Below are 21828 nucleotides of genomic sequence, written 5' to 3' on the forward strand. Positions count from 1 at the left end.
GCGCCGGGATTACCCCAGGACCCAGAGCAGGCCAAAGCGGCTGCGGATCCGGGCAAGGTCAGCCTCGTGCGCGTTGCCGGGGAACACGCCGTCGTAGTCGTTGAAGCCAATCACGTCCAGGCGGCAGCCCGCGTCGTACAGGACATCCACCAGGTTGCCCAACCGCTGCCAGGCGTCGGGGCCGGCATCGGTGGTTTGGGGAACGGCTGAAACCACCCAGTGCGGGTGCTCAGCTGCGAGCGCAAGATAGTCGGAAGCCGCAGAACGGGCCCCGCACAGCTCGGCGAAACGGAACCAGATCTGGCCGTGTCCAGCACGGTCCGCGGTGAGGGGCACGGTGCCTGGTTTCAGGGCCCTGGCCTCCCCCGCCGCGGGAGGGCGCAGGCCCGCAGCGGCCAGCAGGTCCGTCCCGGCGTGGCGCAGGTGGTGTCCGGAAGCGAACCCGGACCGGCGGCGTCGGCCGTCTGAAAGCGAGCGGTAGTCCACCCCGCCGTCCAGCGCTGCTACGTGCAGGTTCTTAGTGATGAGTTCGATGCCTGGTTCAAAGAGGTGGTGGAACATCGGGTCAGGGAGCAGCTCCCGCGGCGCATAGTTGGACGTCGCCACCAACACGATCCCGCGGTCAAGGACCTGCTCCAGCAGACGGGTGACAAACGCAGCGTCGGCGGGCCCGTTGACATGGAACTCGTCGAAACAGAGCAGCCGGGCGTCGCCCAGAAGCGCGTCCAGTCCGTCCGCAAAGGCTGAACCCTGCCGGTACCCCGGGCGCCCGTAGCCGGCGAAGGTCCGGGCGTGGAGTTCACGGAAGAAATCATGGAAATGCAGGCGGCGTTTGCGGGCCACCGGCACGGAGGCATAAAACGCGTCGAGGAGCCAGGTTTTGCCCCGTCCCGGCGGCCCCCACAGATACACGGAACTGCCCGGAGCAGGCTCTGCGGAACCGCCCGCGGCGGCCCGCCCCGCACGGGCGAGGGCGGGCAGCACAGCCCGCTGCCCGGCGTCGAGCTCCATTCCCGCTTCCTCCGCCTGCCGGATCAGCGCCTCGATCAGATGGTCCAGCTGCGCAGAGGTCATATACCGGTTATACCGACCCTCCGGAGCGGCTCCAAATGCAGTCCTGTGGCAGGATTTTGTTGGATATCCATACGAGGGTGGGGGCGAAAGTGCGGGAGTTGCTGGCAGTCCTGGATTTTTGGACCGTTGCCCAGGCAACAGCCCTGGTGTCCGCTCTCTTTGGGGTGTTCATAGTTGCCAGGGCATGCTGGGACAACACCGGACTGCCTGCGCTGCAGGACCGTTATCTTGAACTGGTCTCGGCACGCGCCGCGGAACTGCGCACCGGGGTTCCTGCCGGCCGGCAGAATACCGCCGCCTATGCGCGGCAAGCGGTCCGCTCGGTTGCCGATCCGCGGCTGATGCTGCGCGGGACGGACGGCGGCTGGCTCCGCCGGGTTGAGCGGGCACGGCTGTCACGGCCCGACACCGTGCAGCGCCGCCGGGCGGCCGACTCCCTGGCGGCACTGCTCAAACGTCCTGAGCTGGTGCCTGGGCAGGAGGAACTGCTCAGCCGCGCCCTGACAGAGCTGGAACCCGCAGTCCGGAGTGCGGAAACCCTCGCTGAACTGGCTGCTGTGCGGCCGCTGCACACCAATGCCGCCGGCGCACTGCTGCGCGGCCCCGCTGCCCGCCGGTTCCTGAGCGTCTTCCTGCCAGCCATGGGCCGCTACCTGGACTTCGTGGGCCGGGGCAGTGCCCTGGGCCTGGCTGTGGGTGTGCTGCTCTCCGGCGGGCTTACGGCGGAGAGCCAGCTGGTGGGAATGCTGACCACTGTCTGCGGTGTGGGCGGCGCCATCACCTTTACCATTACGGTTATCCGCTGCGACGCACGCTCCTGGCCGGCACCCAGCGGGCGGCTGCCTTCCGTGCTGCGGCGCGGCTACCCGGAAGCGTCCTTCCTGCTGCGCCTGGCCCTCACCGTCACGGTGGTGCTGGCTACGGTGACGCTCCTGCGCCAGTAATTAACCGGGTGCCGGGGTGAATTAGGGCCTGAAAATTCGTGCTAATTATTCGCCGTCAACGGTGGTACGTTCGGAATTCAGGCAAGAAGTACTCCGGCAACTGCACGGGAGGAACCATGACTAAGCACGTAGCACCCGTCTCCGACTGTTCCGTCCACAACTGCGATTTCAACCACGACGGCTGCACAGCCTACGCGATTACCGTCGGCGGCACCCCGGAACACGCCAGCTGCTCGACGTTCATCGATACCTCTGCAACCGGCGGGCTTCCCAAGGTCCTTGCGACCGTTGGTGCCTGCCAGCGGGGCGAATGCCGTTTCAACGATCACTTGATGTGCGATGCGCATGATGTGCGTGTCGGTCCCGGCGCCGAACTCGCCGACTGCCTCACGTACCAGCCGCGTTGAGACCACTTTGAGGACACATTGAAACGCCGTTTCCGGAGCTGCCGGTGACCGCTGTCCTGCTGGGCTGGGACCCGGTGTGGCCGGAGGCCTGGCAACCGGACTTTTCCGAGGCGGCAGCGGGCGCTGAGGACGCCGGGTTCTTCCGGGTCGTGTGGGAAATCTCCGGGAACCCCGGCCTGGAACCCGGCTCCGATACCTGGTTCGTGCTTCCCGGCGAGTTTGCGGCCGTAGCCGGTCACGGCGTCGTCGTCTCCTTTCCCTACCAAATCGCTGACCCGGGCGAAGGCACATTCTTCACCTTCGCGGACGTGGATATTGACCTGCTCCTGCCGCTGGGAGAGCAGATTCCGTTGTCGGAGCTGTTGCCTGACCTGCCACCGGGGGCCTTGGACAGCGACGCCGGCATCACGGTGCTCGACCGCGGCGCCGGAGATGCGCTGCGCGCCGCATGGGCGCGGCTCACGGCACGCGTTCCAAGCCAGCCCACGTCACCCATCCCGGGAACGCTGCCGCAGCAGGCCCTGCGCTGGTCCTTGGCGAGCCGCTATGAGAACGACCCCGACGCTGTCCGGATCTGCCTGGTCCACCACGGTCCGGTGTGTTCGGCCTGCGGCTTCGATTTTGCCGCCGCCTTCGGCCCTGAAGGTACGGATCTGATGCAGGCCCATCACATTGTGCCGCCGCGCCTGGTGCACGAAGACTACGAGCTGGACCCGGCGACGGACCTGGTTCCGCTGTGCCCCAACTGCCATGCCATGGCGCATGCCTGCTCCCCTGATCCCTACACCCCCGCCGAGCTCCGGCGCCTGCTCGAGGAGCAGCGCGGCACCCTCCCATCCGCAGCCGTGGACGGGATGCTCCTCTCCCCGGAGGCAATGCAGGCGCAGAAAGACGCGGCCCGGCTGCTCGGGACCCGCAGCCGGCGCCCGGACTAAACTCGGGACCATCATGAGCATTCCAACCAGCACCCCCAAGAGCGTGCGGATCGACGCCTGGCTGTGGGCCATCCGTGCCTATAAAACCCGTTCCGCTGCCACCGCCGCGTGCCGTGCGGGCCATGTCAAGCTCAACGGCAACGCAGCAAAGGCCGCGCAGCCGGTCCAGCCCGGGGACAGCATCCGTGTCCGGCAGCCCGGGTTCGAACGGATCCTCGAGGTCCGGGCCCTCATCTCCAAGCGCGTTGGCGCCGAAGCCGCTTCACACTGCTTCACCGACCACACCCCGGAACGTCCCCCGGCACCGGCTCTTGGCCTGCCGCAGCGGGACCGCGGCACCGGGCGCCCCACCAAAAAGGACCGCAGGGAGATGGAACGCCTCCGCGGTGAGCGCTAGTCTCTGACGCAGGATCCGTCCCGGAGGAAGGACCAGCAGATGTCCAGCAGCCGCAGTGTCACCGGGCTGCTCGAGCGCCTGGGCGCCATGGGCCAGGAAAAACGGGCCGCGTCCCTGCTTCTTGCCTTTACCCTGCTGGCGCTGCTTTGGGCTAATTCCCCCTGGGCTTTCACCTACTCAGAATTCTGGGAAACGACCGTTGAGTTGCGGGCGGGCAGCTGGGACCTGGAACTGACGCTCCAGGAAGTCGTGAACGATCTGCTCATGGCCGTTTTCTTCTTCACCGTCGGGTTGGAAGTGCGCCGCGAATTCGCGCTCGGAGAACTGACCAACCGTTCCCGCGCCGTCGTGCCGGTGGCTGGCGCAGCCGCCGGTATTGCCGTTCCCGCTCTGATCTTCCTCTTCATAGCCGGAGGTACGGAGTACGCCCACGCCTGGGGCGTGGTGATCTCCACGGACACAGCCTTCCTGCTTGGAGCGCTGGCCATTGTAGGACCGAGATTCCCCGGCAGGCTGCGGATCTTCCTGCTCACCCTGGCAGTCGTGGACGACGTCGCGGCGCTGAGCATTATTGCCCTGGTCTACACGGACCATCTGGAGCTGCTGCCGCTCGTTGCCGGTTTCGCCGGGCTGGCCGCCGTCGCCGCCTCCCGGTACCTGCCCCGCGGCCGGGGCGCGGCCTACGCCGTCCTGGCAGCGGCGACGTGGCTGGCGTTCTACTACGCCGGTGTCCACCCCACCCTGGCGGGTGTCGCCGTCGCCCTGTTTGTTCCGGTTTTCGCTCCCCGCCGGCACGAGGTGGAACGCGCCTTGGAACTCGCGCAGACGTTCCGGCAGTCGCCCAACTCGGAGTACGCACGTGCGGCAGCCGGGAGCCTGCGGGAGTCCATTTCCATCAATGAGCGGCTGCAAAGCGCCCTGGCTCCCTGGGTTTCCTACCTGATCCTGCCGCTTTTCGCGCTGGCAAACGCGGGCGTGGAGCTCGACGGCGGCACGCTCGCCGCAGCTGCCAGGTCCCCGCTCACCTGGGGCGTGGCCATAGGCCTGGCGCTGGGTAAATTCACCGGCATCTTCGGTATCTCCGCCCTGCTCCGGCGGCTGGGAGCGGGCGAATTCGGGCCGGGCCTGACACTGGGCCGGATCGCCGGCGGAGCGGCGCTGTCCGGCATCGGGTTCACCATTTCGCTCTTTATTATCAGTTTGGCCATCGATGACCCCGCAGCTCAGAACGAGGCGCGGGTCGGGGTGCTGTCCGGGTCACTGCTGGCCTTCGGGCTGGGCACCGTGGTGTTTAAGGTGCTCGAGGCACGGGCACCGATAGAGCCGGTCGGCAAGCATCTGGCGAGGCCGGTGGACCCTGGCCGGGATCATGTGTTCGGCAACCCGGACGCGCCGCTGACCCTGGTGGAGTACGGAGACTTCGAGTGCCCGTTCTGCAGCAGGGCCACCGGCGTCGTCGACGAGGTGCGCGAGCACTTCGGCGGGGAGCTCCGCTGGGTGTGGCGGCACCTGCCGCTCACCCGGGTCCACCCCCATGCGGTGCTGGCCGCGGAGGCGGCGGAAGCTGCCTCCCTGCAGGGGCGCTTCGGGGCTTATGCCTCCGCGCTTTTCGAGGACCAGGATCATTTGAATCCGGAGGACCTGCTGGGCTTGGCAGAGCGCCTTGGACTGGACCTTGACCGCTTCGAATCGGATCTGCGTTCCGCCGGCGTTGTGAACCGGGTGCGGGATGATGCCCTGGACGCCGAAGCCATGGACCTGCATTCAACGCCCACGTTCTTCGTGAACGGTGTCCGGCACCGGGGCCCGTACGACGCCGCCGAGCTGATCCGTTCGCTTGAAACTACCCGCGCAGGCCGTGCCTGAATCTTCCAGGCCAAAGGCCGGAAGATTCAGGGGTTCTTTGAGTCGCTCTCGCAGGACCTGCACAGCCGGCGGCTGCCGGCGTCCCCGGCGGCACAGATTTGCAGGGCTGGGCGGTTGAATTCCCAGGTCCGCTGCACTACCTGGCACCAGCCGGGGTGGTAGGCAGTGCCCTTCCGGGTGACATACACCTGGCCTGGTTCGAGCGGCCGCAGCACCGGAGCTTCCTGCGCCCCGCAGGCGGATAGCCGCCGGGCTGCGGAGGTGACCATCCCGGGCTGCGGGGTGAAGGTATTCGCTGCCCAGGTCTTCCGTGAAAGTGTGTTGTAAGTCCCCATGCACCAGACCATAGGTAGATGCACCTGAAGGTCGGCTGTGGAAATCCACAAGCTTGGCACAAATCGCAGCGTGTCCTTTCCGGGATCCACTGCAACTCCGGGACCACACCGTATGCTGCCCGCCGGTTGCCCGCATTCCCTGCCGTGATCCAGCTTGGGCGGCTATCCTGTGGGGATGCTGAAGAGAATAGTCCGGAAAGTGGCTGCGGCTGCGCTGGTTCTTTTCGCCTTCACGGCAGGGATGCTGGTCCTGGCGGTCTATGCGCTGATCAGCTTCGCCGCCTGGACCATCTGGGGCGTCGCTCCGCCGGCGTACACCTTCGCCCTCGCGTTTGCCGTGCCGCCGTTGGCGATCGGGGCTCTCACAGGTCTGGTTATCGGAGCGCAAAGAACTTCCAGGGCTCTCCGGGGCAGGCGCACCGCCCGGGCCGAGGCCCAGGCAAGAGCCGGTTCCTGGGAGGCCGCGTGCCGCCGGCGGGATTCCTCACTTGTTGCCTGGTCCCGGTATGAAACCGATGTTGCCCTGCTGATCGACTATCCGGTGATGACCGACTACTCCGATCCGGTGATCAGGGAGGTCCTCGTGGCCATGCAGGGCATTCGTGAAGCAGAACGAGGTTCCGATCCGGCCCGCCTGCATCTAGCCGTGGACCGCTTCGAGGTGGCCCTGCGGACGGCGGAAAACTACGCCCGCCGCTGCGGCCAGTCAAAGCTGACGGACCAGGAGCGGAGCAAGCTCGCGACCGCCCGGACAGCCCTGAACCTCATCCTCGACGGTGCGGCTTCGCCGTCGGAGGTCGACGGCGCCTACCGCAGCCTGCGCGGGTCGCTGCGCGGCATCATCGACCTGCCTGCTCCTGCCGAAGCGGGACTTGAAGCCCATGCCCGCCATGCCCGAATGCTCGGAACAGCTCCCGTTCGCGCCTGATCCGGCAGCACGGGGGAACGTTCCGAATAGGGCTTCCCCCTCCCGGTTCCCGCCCCGGGGCTGCCCTCGGCGCGGCCAGGCGCGTACGGTTGCCCCCATGACGGCACAGGGACCAAAACAGCCCCGTCCCCGCGGGCAGCAGCGTCCGGCCGATGACCGGTGGCGGTCCATCGGCAGGGAATTTGGCCTGTACACGGTCAGTGAGCTCGCTGAACGGCTCCGGTTTGGCGCTCCGGATAACCTGCGGGCCAGGCACCTGACGGGCAAAGCAAAGGTCCTGGCCATCGCGGACAAGGGGACGTTCCTCTACCCGGGGTTCCAGTTCGACGAGGCGGGGGCCCGGATGGTCCCGGTGGTGAAGGACATCGTGCGGCAGGGCCGGCTGTCCGGCTGGACGGACGAGGAGCTGGTGCTGTGGTTCTGCCGCCCCAGCAAGGTGCTTCAGGGAAAGCGCCCGGTCGATGTCCTCGGCGACGAGGAAGCAATCCTCAGGGCCGCAGAAGAGGACTTCCCCGGCGGCGGTTCTTCCCGGAACAGTTAGCGGACCGGCGCTGCGACAAACGCCGTAGCAGTGCCCGGATCAATTTCGGTCAGACCGGCGTCGACAATCAGCGGCCCCGCACCCCGGTGTCCGTGCAGGGCGGAAAAGCCGCGCTGCGGAACTTCCTGCACGGCCGCCCCGGGCTGGGCTGCCCAGGCCTGCTGCTGACCGGCGTCCAGCTCCAGGAACCATGCCAGCAGGGCGTGCGCAGCCTGCGCAGCCGCCTTGCCTGTGGACATGGACAGATCCCGGTTCAGGATGATCAGGGGCGACCCTGCAGCGGCAGGTGCTGGTTCCGTGACCGGCAGCTGCGTTCCTGACACCTGCAGCGCCCGCAGTGCCCGTGGCATATCCTCATACCGCTGCGGCTCGAACGCGGCTGCTTCCGCCGCCCCGATCTGCACGATGCCGGAGGGAGCCTGGGCGCAGAGCTTTGCGAAGGGCTTGGGGCCCGCACGCCGCACGGTCTTTGTAAAGCGGCCGGTCACCCAGTCTTCCCAGGCCGCGTCACCGGTCCGGTTCGCATACGCCAGCACACCGGCGACGGCGGCTGCGGCTATCGCATCGCAGTGCGCGGCCGGCTCTTCCTTATCAACGCGCAGGAGTATCGGCTGGACAGTATCGCTGGGGTGCACCCCTCCAGCTTGCCATGGCCGGGGCGGCAGCCGGAGCAGGCGGTCTGCTGTACCCCCGCAGCGCTGCGCCGGGGTACCGTCCGTGCCCGGATGCCAGGGTGAAGATAGAGTTCTTGCGTGACCATCGAACAAGCCCTGCTGGGTTTTACCGCTGTTGCCATCCTGCTGACGATCATGCCGGGGCTGGACTCAGCCATGGTGCTCCGCTCCGCGATCAGCCAGGGCCCGCGGCATGCCGTGGCGACCGGCCTGGGCATCAACACCGGAGCCTTCCTATGGGGCGCCGCAGCCGCCGTGGGAATCTCGGCTCTCCTGACGGCGTCGGAAACCGCCTATACGGCGTTGAAGCTCGCCGGGGCCGCCTACATGCTGTGGCTCGGCGGCTCGCTGCTGTGGAAGTCGTTCCGGCGGCGCCAGGCCGCAGTGGAAGTCGACGGAGCCCTTCCCGCCAGCGGTGAACGGCTGGTCACATCGTGGGCCAAAGGACTGGGAACCAATCTGCTCAATCCCAAGGTTGGAGTCTTCTACATCGCCATGATTCCGCAGTTCATTCCCGAGGGCGCCTCCCCCCTCCTGATGGGTCTGGCCCTGGCTGGCATCCATAACCTGCTCAGCGTGGCTTGGTTCGGGTTCATCATTGGGGCGGCCCACCTGGCCCGGAAAACTCTCCAGGCTCCCCGGTCGGTCAGACTCACCGACCGGCTGACCGGCGTCGCACTGCTGGGCTTCGGCACCTCCCTCGCGGTGCGGCACTAGGCCCGCGCTCCGCTGGAAAGCCTCCGGCCGGTAACGTTTCAGCAGCCCGGCGTTACTGCCGTCTGACTTGGGCAGACACCATCAAACGCGGCTGTTAGGACTGAGGGAACGGAGATTCACTCCGCACCCCACTGCCTAGGAGATTCAGCTGTGCCCTCCAAACCCCTATCGTCCGTTCTTGCCCTGACCGTCCTGCTTGCGACCGGCTGCACCGCACCCACTGCTGCTGAAACTGCCGGTGCAACGAATGGCCATGCCGCCGGTGGCGACACCCCGGCGGAATCACGGCTGGACCTCATCGAGTCCCGGGGCGCCCTGAAGGTCTGCACCACGGGCGACTACCGGCCCTTCACCTACAAGGACCCGGAAACCGGAGAGTTCTCCGGAATCGACATCGCCATGGTCCAGGACCTGGCTTCCCGGCTGGAGGTGGAGGTCGACTACGTGCAGACCTCGTGGAAGAACCTGATGCCCGATTTCCTGGCCGGCTGTGACATCGGAGTAGGCGGGGTGTCCATTTCACTGGCCCGGGCCGAGCAGGCGTTCTACAGCGACCCGGTCCTGGACGACGGTAAAACCCCGATCACCCTGTGCGGCAAGGAAGAGCTTTACGACACCGTGGAGGAAATCAATGCACCGGGTGTCCGGTCGATCACCCCGATCGGCGGCACCAACGAGATCTTCGCGGACAAGCACTATCCCAACGGGGAGATCATCCGGTTCGAGGACAACAACACCATCTTCGATGAGATCGTCGCCGGCCGGGCGGACGTGATGACCACCGATGCCGCCGAGGTGAAGTGGGTGGCCAACGAATACCCGGAACTGTGCGCGGTGGATCCGGACAACCCGTTTAACTTCTCCCAGAAGGCCTACTTGCTTCCGCTCGGTGACACGGTGTTCCAGGAGTACGTGAACCAGTGGCTGAACCTGGCCGCCCATGACGGCACGTACGACGCCGCCAAGCAGCCTTGGTGGGGCTAGGCCCCGGAGCTAGTTCCCCGCGTCGCTGCCGGCGGTGAAGGGGTCAAAGCGCAGCCGGTCGAACATGGCCTGTTGATCCGGCTGCGCGGCTCCGCCCCCGGCCGTGCGACTGTGGATATAGCGGGAGAGTTTTTCCTGCAGCAGGAGCGCTTCCTCGTCGCTGAAGGTGCCATGGGCCAGGGCGCCGGCCCGCTCCTCCAGTTCCGGCAGGCGGGCAAGGCCGGCGGCGTCGGGCGCCATGGCGATGCTGAAAGCTGCATCCAGGACCGCACCGGCCCGCTGCGCGTCGGAGGAAGCAGGATCAGCTTCCACGGCCTGCAGTGTACGCTCCGCCAGTTCACGGGCCGGGTCATAGGCCTGCTGGTCAAGGAGGAAACTGAACAGCGCGGTGCTCGGTTCGAACTCACTGATTGGTGTGGAGAACCATTCCTGCAGGGCAGCGGGCCACTGCTCATCGCCGGCAGAAAACAGCAGGGCCGTGGCGTAACCGGCCAGCTCGCCGCGCAGCCGGCGTTCCTCCAGGTCCGTCCCGGGCGCGAACTCCCGCAGGCCGGCTTCGGCCACCTGAATCGCCTGCGCGGCCAGTACGGGATCCTGGAGGGAACCGAAACCACGCCATCCGCCCTGATCCTGGACGTACCCGTGAAGTTCCCGCATCAGGTGCGGTATCCAGCCGCTGGCGGGACCGAATTCCTCGAGAGCCAGGAAAAACGCCCCGGTCAGATAGTTCACGTCCCGCGGACGGCGGTGGTCCCATCCCGCGTCATAGACGTGGACGGCGACTTCGCGGTCGTGGTTAAGGGCCGGCACCGATTCCGTGAACGCCCAGGCCCGCTCGCACAGGGCCGCTCCCTGTTCCCGGTCACCGGCGGCCAGCAGCGTCTTGGCTGCCTGCAGCAGCGTCATGACATAAACCTTCGGATGCGGTATCCCGGCTGCTTCCATACCCCGGACTGCGGCGATTAGTTCCGCCGCGGCGTGCGGCGCTCCCCCAAAGTGCTGATTCCCCATGGGGTTTACTTTATCCGTTGCCGCAGCGGAGGGCGGCAGGGTTACGCCCGCCGCCCTCCGCCCGAACACGGTGCCGGCATCTCAGCTCCGGCTTAGGAGTCGAATCCCAGCCCCACGGCGTCGAGCGTCTTGAGGATGATGTTCCGCTTGCCGTTATTGTGGTCCGCCCGGTCCATCGACCACCTCGTGAGATTGATCCCCACCGAGGCCAGCGGTTCAGGCGGGAAGGGCAGCGGACGCTTCCGAACCATTTCGACCCGGGTGCGCTCGGTGTCCTGGCCGGACAGCAGGTCCAGGAGAACGTCTGCGGCAAAGGCGGTAGCCCCGACGCCCAGCCCGGTAAAACCCGCAGCATAGGCCACTTTTCCCTTGCGCGCCGTACCAAAGTAGGCACAGAACTGCGTGCTGGAATCGATGGGACCGGCCCACTTGTGACTGAATTTCAGTCCTTCAAGCTGCGGGAACGTGGTGAAGAAGTGGGACGCGAGCTTTTCCCAGGTTGCCGGCCGGTCCTCGTGCCGGGGATTCACGCGTCCGCCGGCAAAGTAAAGCGCGTCATACCCGCCGAACAGGATCCGGTTGTCCTTACTGAGCCGGTAGTAGTGGAACTGGTTCGCCAGGTCGGCGAGTCCCTGCCGGTTGCTCCAGCCAATCGCCTCGAGCTGCACGGGAGTGAGTGGCTCCGTCATGAGCGCGTAGTCGTACACGGTCACGGTCATCAGCTTGTTGCGCTTCAGCAGCGAGGGATAAGCGTTGGTTCCCAGCACCACCTGGCCGGCGCGCACTTCGCCGTGTTCAGTCACGACGGTGACGCCGCCGTCGTGCTCCTTCAGTTCCTTGACCAGGGTTTTTTCGTGGATCTGGACGCCGAGGCCGGCAACCGTCCTCGCGAGCTCCAGTCCCAGTTTGTAGGGATGGACCATCGCCGTTGAATCCTTGTGCCAGCGGCCGGCGAGGTAAGTGGGCGAGCTTACCTCTGCCCGGACGGCATCCTGGTCCAGGTAGACGCCCTCGTCGTCCTCCTGGAGCCAGGGAACCTGGTGCGGTTCAACGGCAACGCTGAGCGATCCGGTGCGTTCCCAGTCGCAGTCCATGCCGTACTTCTCCACGGCCTCCTGGATGCGGTCCAGGTTCTCCATGCCCAGGCGTTCCAGCGTGCCCAGTTCCTCCGGCCAGCGGTTCAGCCCGTTCTCATACCCGTGGGTCAGACTGGCTTCACAGAATCCGCCGTTGCGCCCGGAGGCCGCCCACGCCACCCGCTCGGCCTCGAGCAGGATCACGGAGCGTTCAGGGTTCCTTTCCTTGGCCCGCAGCGCCGTCCAGAGCCCGGTGTATCCGCCGCCCACGATCACCAGGTCTGCGCTGGCACTGCCCTCCAGCCGGGGATGGCTGGGCGCGCTCTCCTGCAGTCCGTCAATCCAGAACGGACGGTGCACGGCACCTTCCAGTGACTTGGCGACGACGGCGGGATGGGGGATGTTCCGTTCGAAAACGGTGGTGTTCACGGGTGATCTCCTGTTTCAGGGTGCGGCGGAACCGCGCCCGGATGGTGCGGCGGCAAGGGTTGCCGCCGCCTGTGGCTCAGTGCCTGGTCCTGCACGGATCAGGCCGTGGCCGGCTCTTCATCCCACAGCGGGCGGGGGCGGGAGCCGATGAGGTTCCGAGTGTATTCTTCGCCGGGATCCTCGAGAATACGTGCGGTTGCCCCTTGTTCAACGATCCGCCCCTGGTGCATCACCAGGACGTTGTCGCAGAGCCGGGAAACTACTGCCAGGTCGTGGGTAACGAACAAAATGGTCAGGCCGAACTGATCCCGGAGTTCCTCCACCAGATCGAGCACCTGGGCCTGGACCGAAACGTCCAGGGCACTGGTTGCCTCGTCCAGGACCAGCAGCCGGGGACGTGCGGCGAGCGCTTTGGCCAGGGCAACACGCTGGCGCTGGCCGCCGGAGAGCGCTCGGGGCAAGGCGTCACAGCGTTCCTCCGCGATTCCCACCCGCCCCAAAAGTGCCCGTGCACTGGCCAGGGCCTCATGGCGTCCTTGATGCTGGTGCAGGCGGAAGACATCCGCTACGGCCCTGCCTACCGGGATGCGCGGATCCAGGGAAAGGTATGGGTCCTGGAAGACAATCTGGACGTCCTTGGCGAGGACTTTCCGTTCTGCGGCCGCCAGCCGGCGCTGGGGCCTGCGGTTCCCGCCGAGCGTAAGTTCGCCCTCGGTGGCTGTTTCCAGCGCCACGACCAGCCGGGCGAGCGTGGATTTGCCGGAGCCCGACTCGCCCACGACGCCGAGGGAGCCTCCCTCGGGCAGGCTGAAACCGGCGTCGTCCAGGGCCGTGAGGATTTCGCCGCGTGCCAGTTCGTAGCGTTTGGAAAGACCCGACGCCGTCAGCAGCGGCGGCATGCCGTTCGCTACAGCCGGCGCCGGGACCTTGTCCAGGTCGATGACGGGTGTGGCGTTGACCAGCTGACGGGTGTAGTCCTGCTGCGGGGCCAGGAAGACTTCCTGGGTGGCGCCCTGCTCAACGACCCGCCCGTTCCGCAGCACGTAGACGCGTTCGCAGAGGCTGGCAGCAAGATTCAGGTCATGGGTGATGAACAGCATGCCCATGCCCCGGGCCTGCTGCTGCTCGCGCAGCAGGCCCACGATGCCGGCCTGGGTGGTCACGTCCAGCGCCGTGGTGGGTTCGTCGCAGAGCAGCAGTTTCGGCGAGTTCAGCAGTGCGGCAGCAATCATCACGCGCTGCAGCATCCCGCCGGAGAGCTGGTGCGGGTGCTGGCCGGTGAGTTCCTTGGCCCGGCGCAGCCCCACCTGTTCCAGGGCGGCGACCGATTTCTGCGCTGCTTCAGTGCGGGAGAGCCCCTGGAACCGCAGCGTCTCCCCCAGGAAGTCCCCCACGGTGCGGACCGGGTTGATCCCGGCCCTGGGGTCCTGGAAGATCATGGACGCGTCCTTGCGGCGCAGGTCCATCAGGCGCTGCCTGCCGGCCGTCAGGGTATCCAGCCCGCGGACGGAAACCCTGCCGGATACCTGGGCGCGGTCCGGAAGGAGTCCCAGCGCTGCCCTGATAGTCAGGGATTTTCCTGAACCGGACTCTCCCACCAGCGCGACGGCCTCGCCGTCGTCCACATGCAGCGAGACACGTTCCAGCAGCGGTGCCTTGTCCGGGAAGCCGAGGGTGAGGTCCTGGATCTCCAAAAGCCTGCTCATGCGAGTTTTCCTCCGATTCGATCTGAAAGTTCCTCGCCGATGATGTTTACGGCCACCACCACCAGGACGATCACCAGTGCTGGCCAGAAGGCGGGCAGCAGGTGCCCGCCAAGCAGTGCGCCGCGGGACTCCTCGATCATGGCGCCCCAGTCACTGGTGGGCGGCTGGATGCCGAGTCCAATGAAGGACAGTGCTGCGAGGTCAGCCAGCACGTAGCCGAAGTTGAGGGTGGATTGGGCGCCCACCGTGGGAATGAGGTTGGGCAGGACCCGGCCCAGGACCACCCACGGTGTCCGGAAGCCGAGCACCTGGTACGCCTGGACATAGGGCCGGCTGCGTTCGGCAGTCACGAGGGACTGGGTCAGACGTGCCACGTAGGGAATGTAGGCGATCGTCATCGCGATAATCGGGGCGGTGAGTCCCTTGCCGAACAGGGCGATAGCCAGCATGGCCAGCAGCAGCGCAGGAAAGGCAAAAAGCAGGTCGAAGACCCGGCTCAGCAGCTTGCCCAGCCATCCCCGGGACCAGCCGGCGGCCAGGCCCAGGAGCAGGCCCAGCACAGTGGACCCGATCATCACGAGGGTGGGCCCGAGCAGCGCGGTCCGGCCGCCGTGCATGAGCCGGCTCAGAAGGTCACGGCCCAGCGCGTCGGTGCCGAGCAGGTGCCCGGCTCCCGGACCGGCGAGCACGTTGTTCAGATCGACGTAGTCCGGGTCATAGGGCGCCAGGACGGGAGCAAATACCGCCAGCAGAACCACCAGGGCAGCGAAAACCGCAGCGGCCCAGCCGAGGGGTGAAAGGTAGCGCCCATAACGGCTAAGGCCGGCCTGTGGTAGGCGGAGCGTCAGGGTCATCGGGTCTCCGTTCCGGCCGCGATACGCGGATCGATGAGGGGCTGGATAAGGTCGACGAGCGTATTGACCAGGACAAAGGCGGCCACGACCACCATGACGATCGCTTGTACGACGGCGAAATCCAGCCGGTCGATCGAAGTCACCAGCAGCTGCCCGATTCCGGCCAGCCCGAAGGTCCGCTCGATGATGGCGCTGGAGACCAGCAGCCCGGCAACCAGCACACCGCTGACGGTGAGGATGGGCCCCAGAGCGTTGCGCAGGACATGCCGGAGCACTACCGCCCCGCGGTTAAGCCCGCGGCTGGTTGCCACCTCCACATGTTCGCGGACCAGCTGTTCGTTCATGGAGGAGCGGGTCACCCTCGCGACCATGGCGATGTAGGTGATGCCCAGGGCCAGTGCCGGCAGGGTCAGGTGCCAGATCCGGTCCCATCCGGCGTCGCCGCTGCCGAAGGACGGAAACCAGCCCAGGCCCACCGAGAACAGTGCCACCAGGGCGATGGCCGCCACGAAGGGGGGTACGGCGCCTGCAGCGGTCAGGGTGATGAGGATGAATCTGTCGCCGAACCCCTTGTTCAGGCTGGCCAGGATGCCGGCGAGCAGCCCCAGGATGGTGATGAAGACGGCGGCGAGGGCCACCAGCTGCAGCGTGGTGGGCAGCCGGCTCAGGAGCACTTCCGAGACGTCCTGGCGGTAGGTCAGGGACCGTCCCCAGTCGCCCTGGAAGATGCCGGAAATCCAGTTGAGGTACTGCTCCCAAGCGGGTTTATCCAGTCCGTACTGGCGGGTGATCTCCGCCAGCGCGTCGGGGTTCGGGCTGCGTCCGCGGAGCAGGAAGCGCGCCGGATCCCCAGGGACCAGGAAACGGGAGAAAAAGACGGCCAGGGAGGCAACGAACAGCGTTGCCGCGAGGACCGCGAGTTTCTGCAGGATAAAGACGGCGGGACCGCGGGCCCGGATTTTGGCCCTTTTTCCGGAGGCCGGTCCCGGCGCGCCCGCTGCGGTTGGTGCTTGTACTGCCGTGGTCATCTCAGCGACCCCCAATCTTGGCTGCCCATGGGAAATACATGTAGTTGATGGACGGGGCGGCGCCGGTGATGCGGTTGCTCAGCCACATAGTGGTGACGCTTTCGTAGAGCGGACCCCAGACAACTTCCTCGGCGGCCAGCTGGGCGGCCTGTGCGGTGAGCCCTGCCCGCTCGTCCGGGTCCTTGGCTTCGAAGGCGGCGTTGACAAGGTCGTCGAATTCGGGGTTGCTCCAGCCGCCGTAGTTGCTGAAGTCCCCGGTCCGGAGCACGCTGTACATTTCCAAAGGTTCATTCGCGGAGAGGTACCAGGAGGTCACCAGTAGATCCACGCCCTCCCGGGCCTCCGGATCGGAAAACAGGGTGGTGTATTTGTCGTTGGACATGGTCTGAATTTCCGGGTCCAGACCGATTTCCTTCGCCGCAGAGGCGATGGCCCGTGCCGTGATGTCGAACGCGGCGTTCAGGGAAGCGGTGGCGAAGACGAACTTACTGCCCTCGGCTCCGGCCTCCCGGATAAGCCGCTTGGCTTCTTCCAGGTCATAGGGCAGTGACGGCAGCGCTTCGAACGCCGCATCCACGGTCTCCGGTGACGCTTCGTTCCAGACGTTCCGGGTGGTGAGGGCATCTGTCCCGGTGGCGTAACCCTGTTCGGCGGCGTTGATCAGGGCATCCCGGTTCAACGCCATCATGAGCGCCTGCCGGACCCGGACGTCTTTGAAGGTGCCTTCGAGGTCAGTGAACACCATGCTTTGAACCGAGGTGTCCGTGCCGAAATACAGCGTGCCGGCATCTTCGTTGGCTTTGAGCAGGTCGATGGCGTTCGACGGGATCATAAAGCCGCCGTCGATCTCCCCGGTCTGGAGCGCGTTCGTCCGGGCGTTCGCATCCGGAAGCATCCGGAAGGTGACCCGCTCCGATTTAGCCCTGAGATCCTGGTCCCAGTAGTCCGCAAACCGCTGCAGGGTGATGCTCTCCCCCGGTTCCCAGCTTTCGAACTGGAAGGGACCGGTGCAGTTCACGCCCGTGGTGGAGTTGCCGTAGTCCGGACCTGCTTCTTCCAGGGTTGCGGCCGATTCCACCACTCCGGGGGCGCCCACCAGGGCCGAGTTGAACACATAATCCGGGCGGGTGGTCCGCACCGTGACCTCGTACTCGCCTGTCTGCTCGATCGATTCCACATTCTGGTAGGAGGAAGCCCAGAAGGATCCCACCTCCGGCTCGATGTGGCGCGAGAGCGACGCCGCGACGTCCTTTGCTGTCATCTCGGTGCCGTCGTGGAACTTCACGCCCTCCCGGATGGTGTAAACCCAGGTCAGCGGGTCCGGATTCGCGAAACCGGCGGCGAGCCCCGGAGAGGTGGTGAGGTCCTCGTTCCAGCGGAACAGCGACTCGCAGACGTTGGAGAGCACCGTGTTGTCCGGATAGTCAAAGGAGTAGGCATAGTCCAGGGAGTAGGGCTCCGCGTACATGGCCCAGTTAAAGTTCTCGATTTCTGAACCCGGTTCCGGGCTCGACGTGCTGAGCGTGAACTTCTCCCCGTCGGAGGTGTCCCCGAGCCCCTGCGCACCGGCGGAGCAGCCGCCAAGGACCAGGCTGACGGCGACGACGGCGGCTCCCGCTGCGGCGAGGCGGAACGGTGCCTGCCGGGTGGAGCCCGGCACGGGAGTCATTGTGCTGCCTCAGTTTCGGGGAGGGCTGCTGCGGCCGGGCGCTGGTACACGCATTCCCCGCCGATCCAGGTCTGGGTGACGGAGGCCCGGTGCAGGTCCTGCGCGGGCAGCTCGAAAAGGTTGGCGTCCAGGACGGCCAGGTCAGCCAGCTTTCCGGGTTCGAGTGTGCCGGCCTGGGCCTCCCGGTGGTTAATCCAGGCTGAGCCCTGGGTGTAGGCATCCAGGATCTGCTTCAGAGTGAGCTGCTGGGAGTCCGGTCCGAGCGGCGGAGCATCCGAGCCCGGCGACCTCCGGTTGACGGCCACGTGGATAGCGGCCACAGGATCCGCGGTGGAAACCGGCCAGTCGCTGCCCGCGGCCAGGCGGGCACCCGCGGCTGCAAGCTCACCGAACGGATAGTGCCGGTCCTCGGCGCCTGGCTCCAGGAAGGGCAGGGTGAGCGTGTCCATCTGCTCCTCGTGACAGGCCCACAGTGCCTGGACGTTCGCTGCTGCGTTCAGCGGCGCAAAACGCCGGATGTCCTCAGACCTGACCACCTGCAGGTGTGCCAGATGGTGCCGGTTGTCGTTGGGTCCGTTGACCTCGCGGGCCGCCTCCACGGCGTCCAGCGCGTCGGTAACGGCCCGGTCGCCGAGCGCATGGAAATGGACCTGCATACCGGCGGCGTCGATCGCGGTGACGAATTCCTTCATCTCGGCCGGGTCGAAGAACTCAATGCCGCGGTTCTCCGTGTGGTGCCCGTGGTGATCCAGATAAACGTGGTGCATGGCCGCCGTGTAGTTTTCGGCGACACCGTCCACCATGACCTTGACCGAGTTCGCGTTCAGCTGGCTCGGGTCGAAGCCGGCGGCGACCGAGTCGCGGCGCTTCAGGATCTCCTCGAGCTGGCCGATCCCGGCTGTCCGGTCCCACCACTGGCAGGCGGTGACCCGCACCAGCAGGTCCCCCGCCTTGGCGGCGTCGCTGTAGACCGTGAGGTGGTCCGCGTGTTCACCCTCGGGAATGGGCACCCAGGCGTCCTGCCAAGCGGTGATGCCCTGTGCCAGCAGGAGCTGCTGCGCAGCCAGCAGGCCCTGGTAGGCGAGCTCGTAAGGAACCGCCGGCTTGACGTGGTTAAACAGGTCTGCCGCTCCCTCATGGACGGTGCCGGCCGGAGTGCCGTCAGCCTCGCGTTCGAAGCGGCCGCCGTCCGGATCGGGGGTCTTGGCGGTGATCCCGGCGGCCTCGAAGGCTGCCGTATTTGCCCAGGCCCCGTGATGGTCTCGGTTCTGGAGGAAGACCGGGCGGTCGGGGACCACCGCGTCGAGCTGCTGCCTCAGCGGTGTTCCGCCCGGGAAGAGGTCCATGGACCAGCCGGCGCCCAGGATCCACGGTTCATCCGGGTTCTCCTCTGCGTACGCTCCGATGGCGGCCAGTGCTTCCTCCGCTGATCCAACACCCGTCAGATCGCACTGGAGCATTTCGATCCCGGCGAAAATGGGGTGGATGTGGGCGTCCTGGAATCCCGGGACCACCAGCTGTCCCCGCAGATCGACGCGCTGCGTTCCGGCTCCCACGGTGGCGTCAATGACGTCCCCGGTGCCGACGGCGAGAATGCGTCCGCCAGCAATGGCCAGGCTGGCCTGGACAGGGGCGGCATCATTGCCGCTGTATACCCAGCCGTTCTCAAGGAGAATCTCCGCGTGCACCAAGGTGTCCTTTCGTAGCAAATTTCGAGCCCTGCCAGTCACGATATGGCGCGGATCACATTTGGTCAACAGTGTTGACATCACAGCAGACTACGGCGTTGACCGTAGTCCGGGACAGGTCGGCATCATGTAGCGTGAGAGTCACCGTGCTCAGGACGAAAGGCAGCCACACATGGCCCAGCCCGCGCAGCCACCGGACCGCCGCAACCGGCTGGACCCCGGGGCCATTCTTGACGCCGTGCTCCGCCTGGCACGCCAGGAACCGGGTGAACGGCTTACCGTCCGCCGGCTGGGGCAGGAACTCGACGCCGACGCCACCGCTGTTTACCGGCACTTCAAGAACCGGGACGCGATTATCCGGGCCGCGCTGGACCGGTTGTTCAACCAGTCCCTCCAGCGGACCCTTGCTGCCGGGCCCGGTCAGCACTGGCGCACCCGGCTGGAGACCTACAGCAGCGAACTCCTCAAGACCTTCCTGGAGCATCCCGCGCTGGGCCGCGAATCCTTCGCCACTGACACGTATGGCCCCGGCGAACTCCAGGCGATCGAATTTGTCCTGCAGTGCCTCACAGATGCCGGGCTGCCGCCGGACCGGGTGGTGCACTATTACGCGGCATTGGAGAGCTTCAATCTGGCGCTCGGGACGGGGATTTCCGCGGAAGTTCAGCGGCTGCCTGACTCCGGCGGACACGATCCCTGGCTGAGCCCGGGGGTCTTCGCCCGCCTCTCGGACTTCCCGCTGCTCGAACGGCACCATGCCGGGCTGGGACGGCTGGACTCACTGATGGCCTTTGACGCCGGTCTCGCCGCCATTCTGGACAGCGCTGAACGTGAGAGCCAGCAGGATGTCCGCCGTTGACGTCACGGAACTTCGGGCAGAAGGGCCAGGCGTGGCGGCATTGCTGCCCTGGGTCCGGAACCGGTTCTGGCTGGGCCTGGTTGCACTGCTCCTGAATGCCGCGCGCTGATTGGCTTCACCGCCCCGGCCTGGGTGCCGCTCGTCCGCTGATACGGCTTTGGCCTGGACGCTGGCTACGGCATAGCTTCGCCCGCTGCCGAAGTGCCGCCGTCGAGCACCGAGGCAACCGTCCGCAGTGCCGGACCGAACTGGTGCGGGGGCGCACCGGCGAAGTTCAAGCGGAGGAAGGCACCCGCCGATTCCGTGGGAAACCAGTCAGCGCCCGGCGCCACCAGGACGCCGGCTGCACGGGCGCGGGCGGCGAGCGCACCGGTGTCCGTGCCGTCGGGAAGCTGCACCCAGAGATTGAGGCCGCCCCGGGGAAGCAGCGTGAGCGCATCGGGACCGAGGTGGGTGCTGATCTGCCGGGCCAGTTCGTCCCGACGGGTCCGCAGTTCCGTCCGCAGCCGGGACCGGTGGCTGTCCCAGCCTGCCGAAGATAGCACATCGACGGCGGTGGCCTGCAGCAGTCCGCTGACGTACAGGTCGTCAACGGTACGGTCTGTCTGGAGCCGGGCCCGCGCGGGGCCGCGGGCCACCAGCGCCGCCACCCGGACAGCCGGCGACACACTCTTGGTCAGCGAACGGATATAGACCACATGTCCGTCCGGGTCATCGGCGGCCAGCGGGGCAGGATCGGCGTCGATACAGAAGTCCCGGGCCCAGTCGTCTTCGACCAGATAGGTTCCGCGGGCACGCATGAGGTCCATGACGGCGGCACGGTCTTCCGCATTCCAGAGCGTCCCTGTGGGATTGGCAAAGTGCGGCTGCGCATAGAAGATCCGGGCACCGCTGGTGGCCAGCGCCTCCTCCAGGTCGCTGGCCAGCGGCGCCCTGGCACCCCGTGCCACGGGAATGATCCGCAGCCCTGCCTGGCGGGCCGCGGCAATGGCGCCCCAGTAGGTGGGGGATTCCATCACGACGGCGTCGCCCGGTCCAGCCAGCGCGCGGAAAACCGAGGCCAAGGCACTCTGGCCTCCGGGAGTGATGAGCACATCCTCGGCGCTGACCGGGGCGGCGTCGGCCCGGGACCGGGTCAGCTCACCGGCGAACCAGCGCCGGAGCGCGGGCAGGCCTGCTGGGTCAACCCGTTCCACCGCTGCCCCGCCGCGGGCCGCACGCGCCATGGCCGAGCGGACAAGCCTGGCTGGCAGCAGATCCTCCATCGGATAGCCGCTGTGCAGGGCGACGCTGCCTTCAGGGGTCGCCTGGAGGGTGGCCCCGACGGGGTTGGGCGGCGTGCGTGCCGGGCCCAGCGCCGTCGTCTGCCAGGCGAAATCCGCGTGCCGCACTGCGGTGCGGCGGGCGACGAAATTCCCGGCACCTGGCCGGGTTTCCACCAGACCTTCTGACACGAGCCCGCGGATCACCCGCTGTACGGTCACCGGACTGGCGGAGTACCGGGAAACCAGCGCGCGAGTGGTGGGCAGCCGGCTTCCTGCCGGGCGCGAACCGGCGAACCGGCGCAGCTCGGCTTCCAGACCCGCAGGAGACGCCGACTCCGCATCCAGTTCCATGGCTTGCCGCCTTTGCAGTTTCTCGGAGCAGCTTCTCACCAGGCAGGCATATTGCTACTCTGAATAGTGAACACCCACAATAGCGCTACT

General features: G+C 66.7%; 22 protein-coding genes. 11 read left to right on the forward strand and 11 right to left on the reverse strand.

Going from position 1 to position 21828, the window contains the following annotated elements:
* Positions 1-9 precede the first annotated feature (9 nt).
* A complete protein-coding gene (zapE, locus tag H9638_RS15330) occupies positions 10-1074 on the reverse strand; it encodes a cell division protein ZapE (RefSeq protein WP_191748849.1) in 1065 nt (354 codons plus the stop codon).
* Positions 1075-1172: 98 nt separating this feature from the next.
* Here zapE and H9638_RS15335 point away from each other — a divergent pair, with 98 nt between their 5' ends.
* The 5 genes from H9638_RS15335 (at position 1173) to nhaA (ending at position 5623) form a co-directional block, all read left to right on the forward strand.
* Positions 1173-2018, forward strand: a complete 846-nt coding sequence (locus H9638_RS15335) for a hypothetical protein (protein ID WP_191748851.1) — start codon at positions 1173-1175, stop codon at positions 2016-2018.
* A 116-nt stretch (positions 2019-2134) separates the two neighbouring features.
* A complete protein-coding gene (locus H9638_RS15340) occupies positions 2135-2425 on the forward strand; it encodes a DUF1540 domain-containing protein (protein WP_191748853.1) in 291 nt (96 codons plus the stop codon).
* Between the two features lie 44 nt (positions 2426-2469).
* The gene (locus tag H9638_RS17115) at positions 2470-3360 is read left to right on the forward strand and encodes an HNH endonuclease (protein ID WP_191748854.1); all 891 of its coding nucleotides are present in this window, start codon (positions 2470-2472) and stop codon (positions 3358-3360) included.
* Between the two features lie 13 nt (positions 3361-3373).
* On the forward strand, positions 3374-3757 hold the full coding sequence (locus tag H9638_RS15350; protein WP_191748856.1) for an RNA-binding S4 domain-containing protein: 384 nt from the start codon (positions 3374-3376) through the stop codon (positions 3755-3757).
* A 39-nt stretch (positions 3758-3796) separates the two neighbouring features.
* Positions 3797-5623, forward strand: coding sequence for a Na+/H+ antiporter NhaA (gene nhaA / locus H9638_RS15355; protein WP_191748858.1), 1827 nt, complete (start codon positions 3797-3799; stop codon positions 5621-5623).
* Between the two features lie 26 nt (positions 5624-5649).
* Here nhaA and H9638_RS15360 read toward each other — a convergent pair whose 3' ends face one another.
* The gene (locus tag H9638_RS15360; RefSeq protein ID WP_191748861.1) at positions 5650-5958 is read right to left on the reverse strand and encodes a hypothetical protein; all 309 of its coding nucleotides are present in this window, start codon (positions 5956-5958) and stop codon (positions 5650-5652) included.
* A 175-nt stretch (positions 5959-6133) separates the two neighbouring features.
* On the opposite strand from H9638_RS15360, the gene H9638_RS15365 reads away from it, so the two are divergent.
* Positions 6134-6886 carry a hypothetical protein gene (locus H9638_RS15365; protein ID WP_191748863.1) on the forward strand — a complete coding sequence of 251 codons (753 nt, stop codon included), beginning with the start codon at positions 6134-6136 and terminating at the stop codon, positions 6884-6886.
* A gap of 97 nt (positions 6887-6983) precedes the next feature.
* Positions 6984-7427, forward strand: coding sequence for a hypothetical protein (locus tag H9638_RS15370; RefSeq protein ID WP_191748865.1), 444 nt, complete (start codon positions 6984-6986; stop codon positions 7425-7427).
* Here the strand turns inward: H9638_RS15370 and H9638_RS15375 are convergent.
* Positions 7424-8062, reverse strand: coding sequence for a peptidyl-tRNA hydrolase (locus tag H9638_RS15375; RefSeq protein ID WP_191748867.1), 639 nt, complete (start codon positions 8060-8062; stop codon positions 7424-7426). The two genes, H9638_RS15370 and H9638_RS15375, sit on opposite strands and share 4 nt — an antisense overlap.
* 117 nt (positions 8063-8179) lie before the next feature.
* Here H9638_RS15375 and H9638_RS15380 point away from each other — a divergent pair, with 117 nt between their 5' ends.
* Positions 8180-8818 (forward strand): LysE family translocator, encoded by a 639-nt coding sequence (locus tag H9638_RS15380; RefSeq protein WP_191748869.1) that lies wholly within the window; start codon positions 8180-8182, stop codon positions 8816-8818.
* 150 nt (positions 8819-8968) lie between these two features.
* The gene (locus tag H9638_RS15385; RefSeq protein ID WP_191748871.1) at positions 8969-9802 is read left to right on the forward strand and encodes a transporter substrate-binding domain-containing protein; all 834 of its coding nucleotides are present in this window, start codon (positions 8969-8971) and stop codon (positions 9800-9802) included.
* Between the two features lie 9 nt (positions 9803-9811).
* Here H9638_RS15385 and H9638_RS15390 read toward each other — a convergent pair whose 3' ends face one another.
* From H9638_RS15390 to H9638_RS15420, 7 genes are all read right to left on the reverse strand, one after another.
* Positions 9812-10813, reverse strand: coding sequence for a hypothetical protein (locus H9638_RS15390; protein WP_191748873.1), 1002 nt, complete (start codon positions 10811-10813; stop codon positions 9812-9814).
* A 92-nt stretch (positions 10814-10905) separates the two neighbouring features.
* A complete protein-coding gene (locus H9638_RS15395) occupies positions 10906-12318 on the reverse strand; it encodes an NAD(P)/FAD-dependent oxidoreductase (protein ID WP_191748874.1) in 1413 nt (470 codons plus the stop codon).
* Between the two features lie 98 nt (positions 12319-12416).
* Positions 12417-14024: a dipeptide ABC transporter ATP-binding protein gene (locus H9638_RS15400; protein ID WP_191748876.1), complete on the reverse strand. Its 1608-nt coding sequence runs from the start codon at positions 14022-14024 to the stop codon at positions 12417-12419.
* A complete protein-coding gene (locus H9638_RS15405) occupies positions 14021-14878 on the reverse strand; it encodes an ABC transporter permease (protein WP_191748878.1) in 858 nt (285 codons plus the stop codon). The genes H9638_RS15400 and H9638_RS15405 overlap by 4 nt, the downstream gene beginning before the upstream one ends.
* Positions 14875-15906, reverse strand: a complete 1032-nt coding sequence (locus H9638_RS15410; RefSeq protein WP_191748879.1) for an ABC transporter permease — start codon at positions 15904-15906, stop codon at positions 14875-14877. Before H9638_RS15410 ends, H9638_RS15405 begins: the two co-directional genes overlap by 4 nt.
* 1 nt (position 15907) lies before the next feature.
* A complete protein-coding gene (locus H9638_RS15415) occupies positions 15908-17575 on the reverse strand; it encodes an ABC transporter substrate-binding protein (RefSeq protein ID WP_191748881.1) in 1668 nt (555 codons plus the stop codon).
* Positions 17572-19263 carry an amidohydrolase gene (locus tag H9638_RS15420; RefSeq protein ID WP_318241904.1) on the reverse strand — a complete coding sequence of 564 codons (1692 nt, stop codon included), beginning with the start codon at positions 19261-19263 and terminating at the stop codon, positions 17572-17574. The genes H9638_RS15415 and H9638_RS15420 overlap by 4 nt, the downstream gene beginning before the upstream one ends.
* A gap of 172 nt (positions 19264-19435) precedes the next feature.
* Here H9638_RS15420 and H9638_RS15425 point away from each other — a divergent pair, with 172 nt between their 5' ends.
* Positions 19436-20122, forward strand: a complete 687-nt coding sequence (locus H9638_RS15425; protein WP_191748884.1) for a TetR/AcrR family transcriptional regulator — start codon at positions 19436-19438, stop codon at positions 20120-20122.
* Positions 20109-20231, forward strand: coding sequence for a hypothetical protein (locus H9638_RS17005; protein WP_263599663.1), 123 nt, complete (start codon positions 20109-20111; stop codon positions 20229-20231). Before H9638_RS15425 ends, H9638_RS17005 begins: the two co-directional genes overlap by 14 nt.
* A gap of 64 nt (positions 20232-20295) precedes the next feature.
* Here the strand turns inward: H9638_RS17005 and H9638_RS15430 are convergent, their stop codons facing one another.
* Positions 20296-21738, reverse strand: a complete 1443-nt coding sequence (locus H9638_RS15430) for an aminotransferase-like domain-containing protein (protein WP_191748885.1) — start codon at positions 21736-21738, stop codon at positions 20296-20298.
* Positions 21739-21828 lie beyond the last annotated feature (90 nt).

The sequence above is a fragment of the Arthrobacter pullicola genome (assembly GCF_014836875.1).
GTDB classification, from domain to species: domain Bacteria; phylum Actinomycetota; class Actinomycetes; order Actinomycetales; family Micrococcaceae; genus Arthrobacter_B; species Arthrobacter_B pullicola.

Coding starts and splice junctions, on each gene's coding strand:
- H9638_RS15340 (WP_191748853.1), top strand. CDS start 2,135: ATGACTAAGCACGTAGCACCCGTCTCCGACTGTTCCGTCCACAACTGC.
- nhaA (WP_191748858.1), top strand. CDS start 3,797: ATGTCCAGCAGCCGCAGTGTCACCGGGCTGCTCGAGCGCCTGGGCGCC.
- H9638_RS15415 (WP_191748881.1), bottom strand. CDS start 17,575: ATGACTCCCGTGCCGGGCTCCACCCGGCAGGCACCGTTCCGCCTCGCC.
- H9638_RS15425 (WP_191748884.1), top strand. CDS start 19,436: ATGGCCCAGCCCGCGCAGCCACCGGACCGCCGCAACCGGCTGGACCCC.
- H9638_RS15370 (WP_191748865.1), top strand. CDS start 6,984: ATGACGGCACAGGGACCAAAACAGCCCCGTCCCCGCGGGCAGCAGCGT.
- H9638_RS15405 (WP_191748878.1), bottom strand. CDS start 14,878: ATGACCCTGACGCTCCGCCTACCACAGGCCGGCCTTAGCCGTTATGGG.
- H9638_RS15365 (WP_191748863.1), top strand. CDS start 6,134: ATGCTGAAGAGAATAGTCCGGAAAGTGGCTGCGGCTGCGCTGGTTCTT.
- H9638_RS15390 (WP_191748873.1), bottom strand. CDS start 10,813: ATGGGGAATCAGCACTTTGGGGGAGCGCCGCACGCCGCGGCGGAACTA.
- H9638_RS15410 (WP_191748879.1), bottom strand. CDS start 15,906: ATGACCACGGCAGTACAAGCACCAACCGCAGCGGGCGCGCCGGGACCG.
- H9638_RS15400 (WP_191748876.1), bottom strand. CDS start 14,024: ATGAGCAGGCTTTTGGAGATCCAGGACCTCACCCTCGGCTTCCCGGAC.
- H9638_RS15350 (WP_191748856.1), top strand. CDS start 3,374: ATGAGCATTCCAACCAGCACCCCCAAGAGCGTGCGGATCGACGCCTGG.
- H9638_RS15430 (WP_191748885.1), bottom strand. CDS start 21,738: ATGGAACTGGATGCGGAGTCGGCGTCTCCTGCGGGTCTGGAAGCCGAG.
- zapE (WP_191748849.1), bottom strand. CDS start 1,074: ATGACCTCTGCGCAGCTGGACCATCTGATCGAGGCGCTGATCCGGCAG.
- H9638_RS15360 (WP_191748861.1), bottom strand. CDS start 5,958: ATGGGGACTTACAACACACTTTCACGGAAGACCTGGGCAGCGAATACC.
- H9638_RS17005 (WP_263599663.1), top strand. CDS start 20,109: ATGTCCGCCGTTGACGTCACGGAACTTCGGGCAGAAGGGCCAGGCGTG.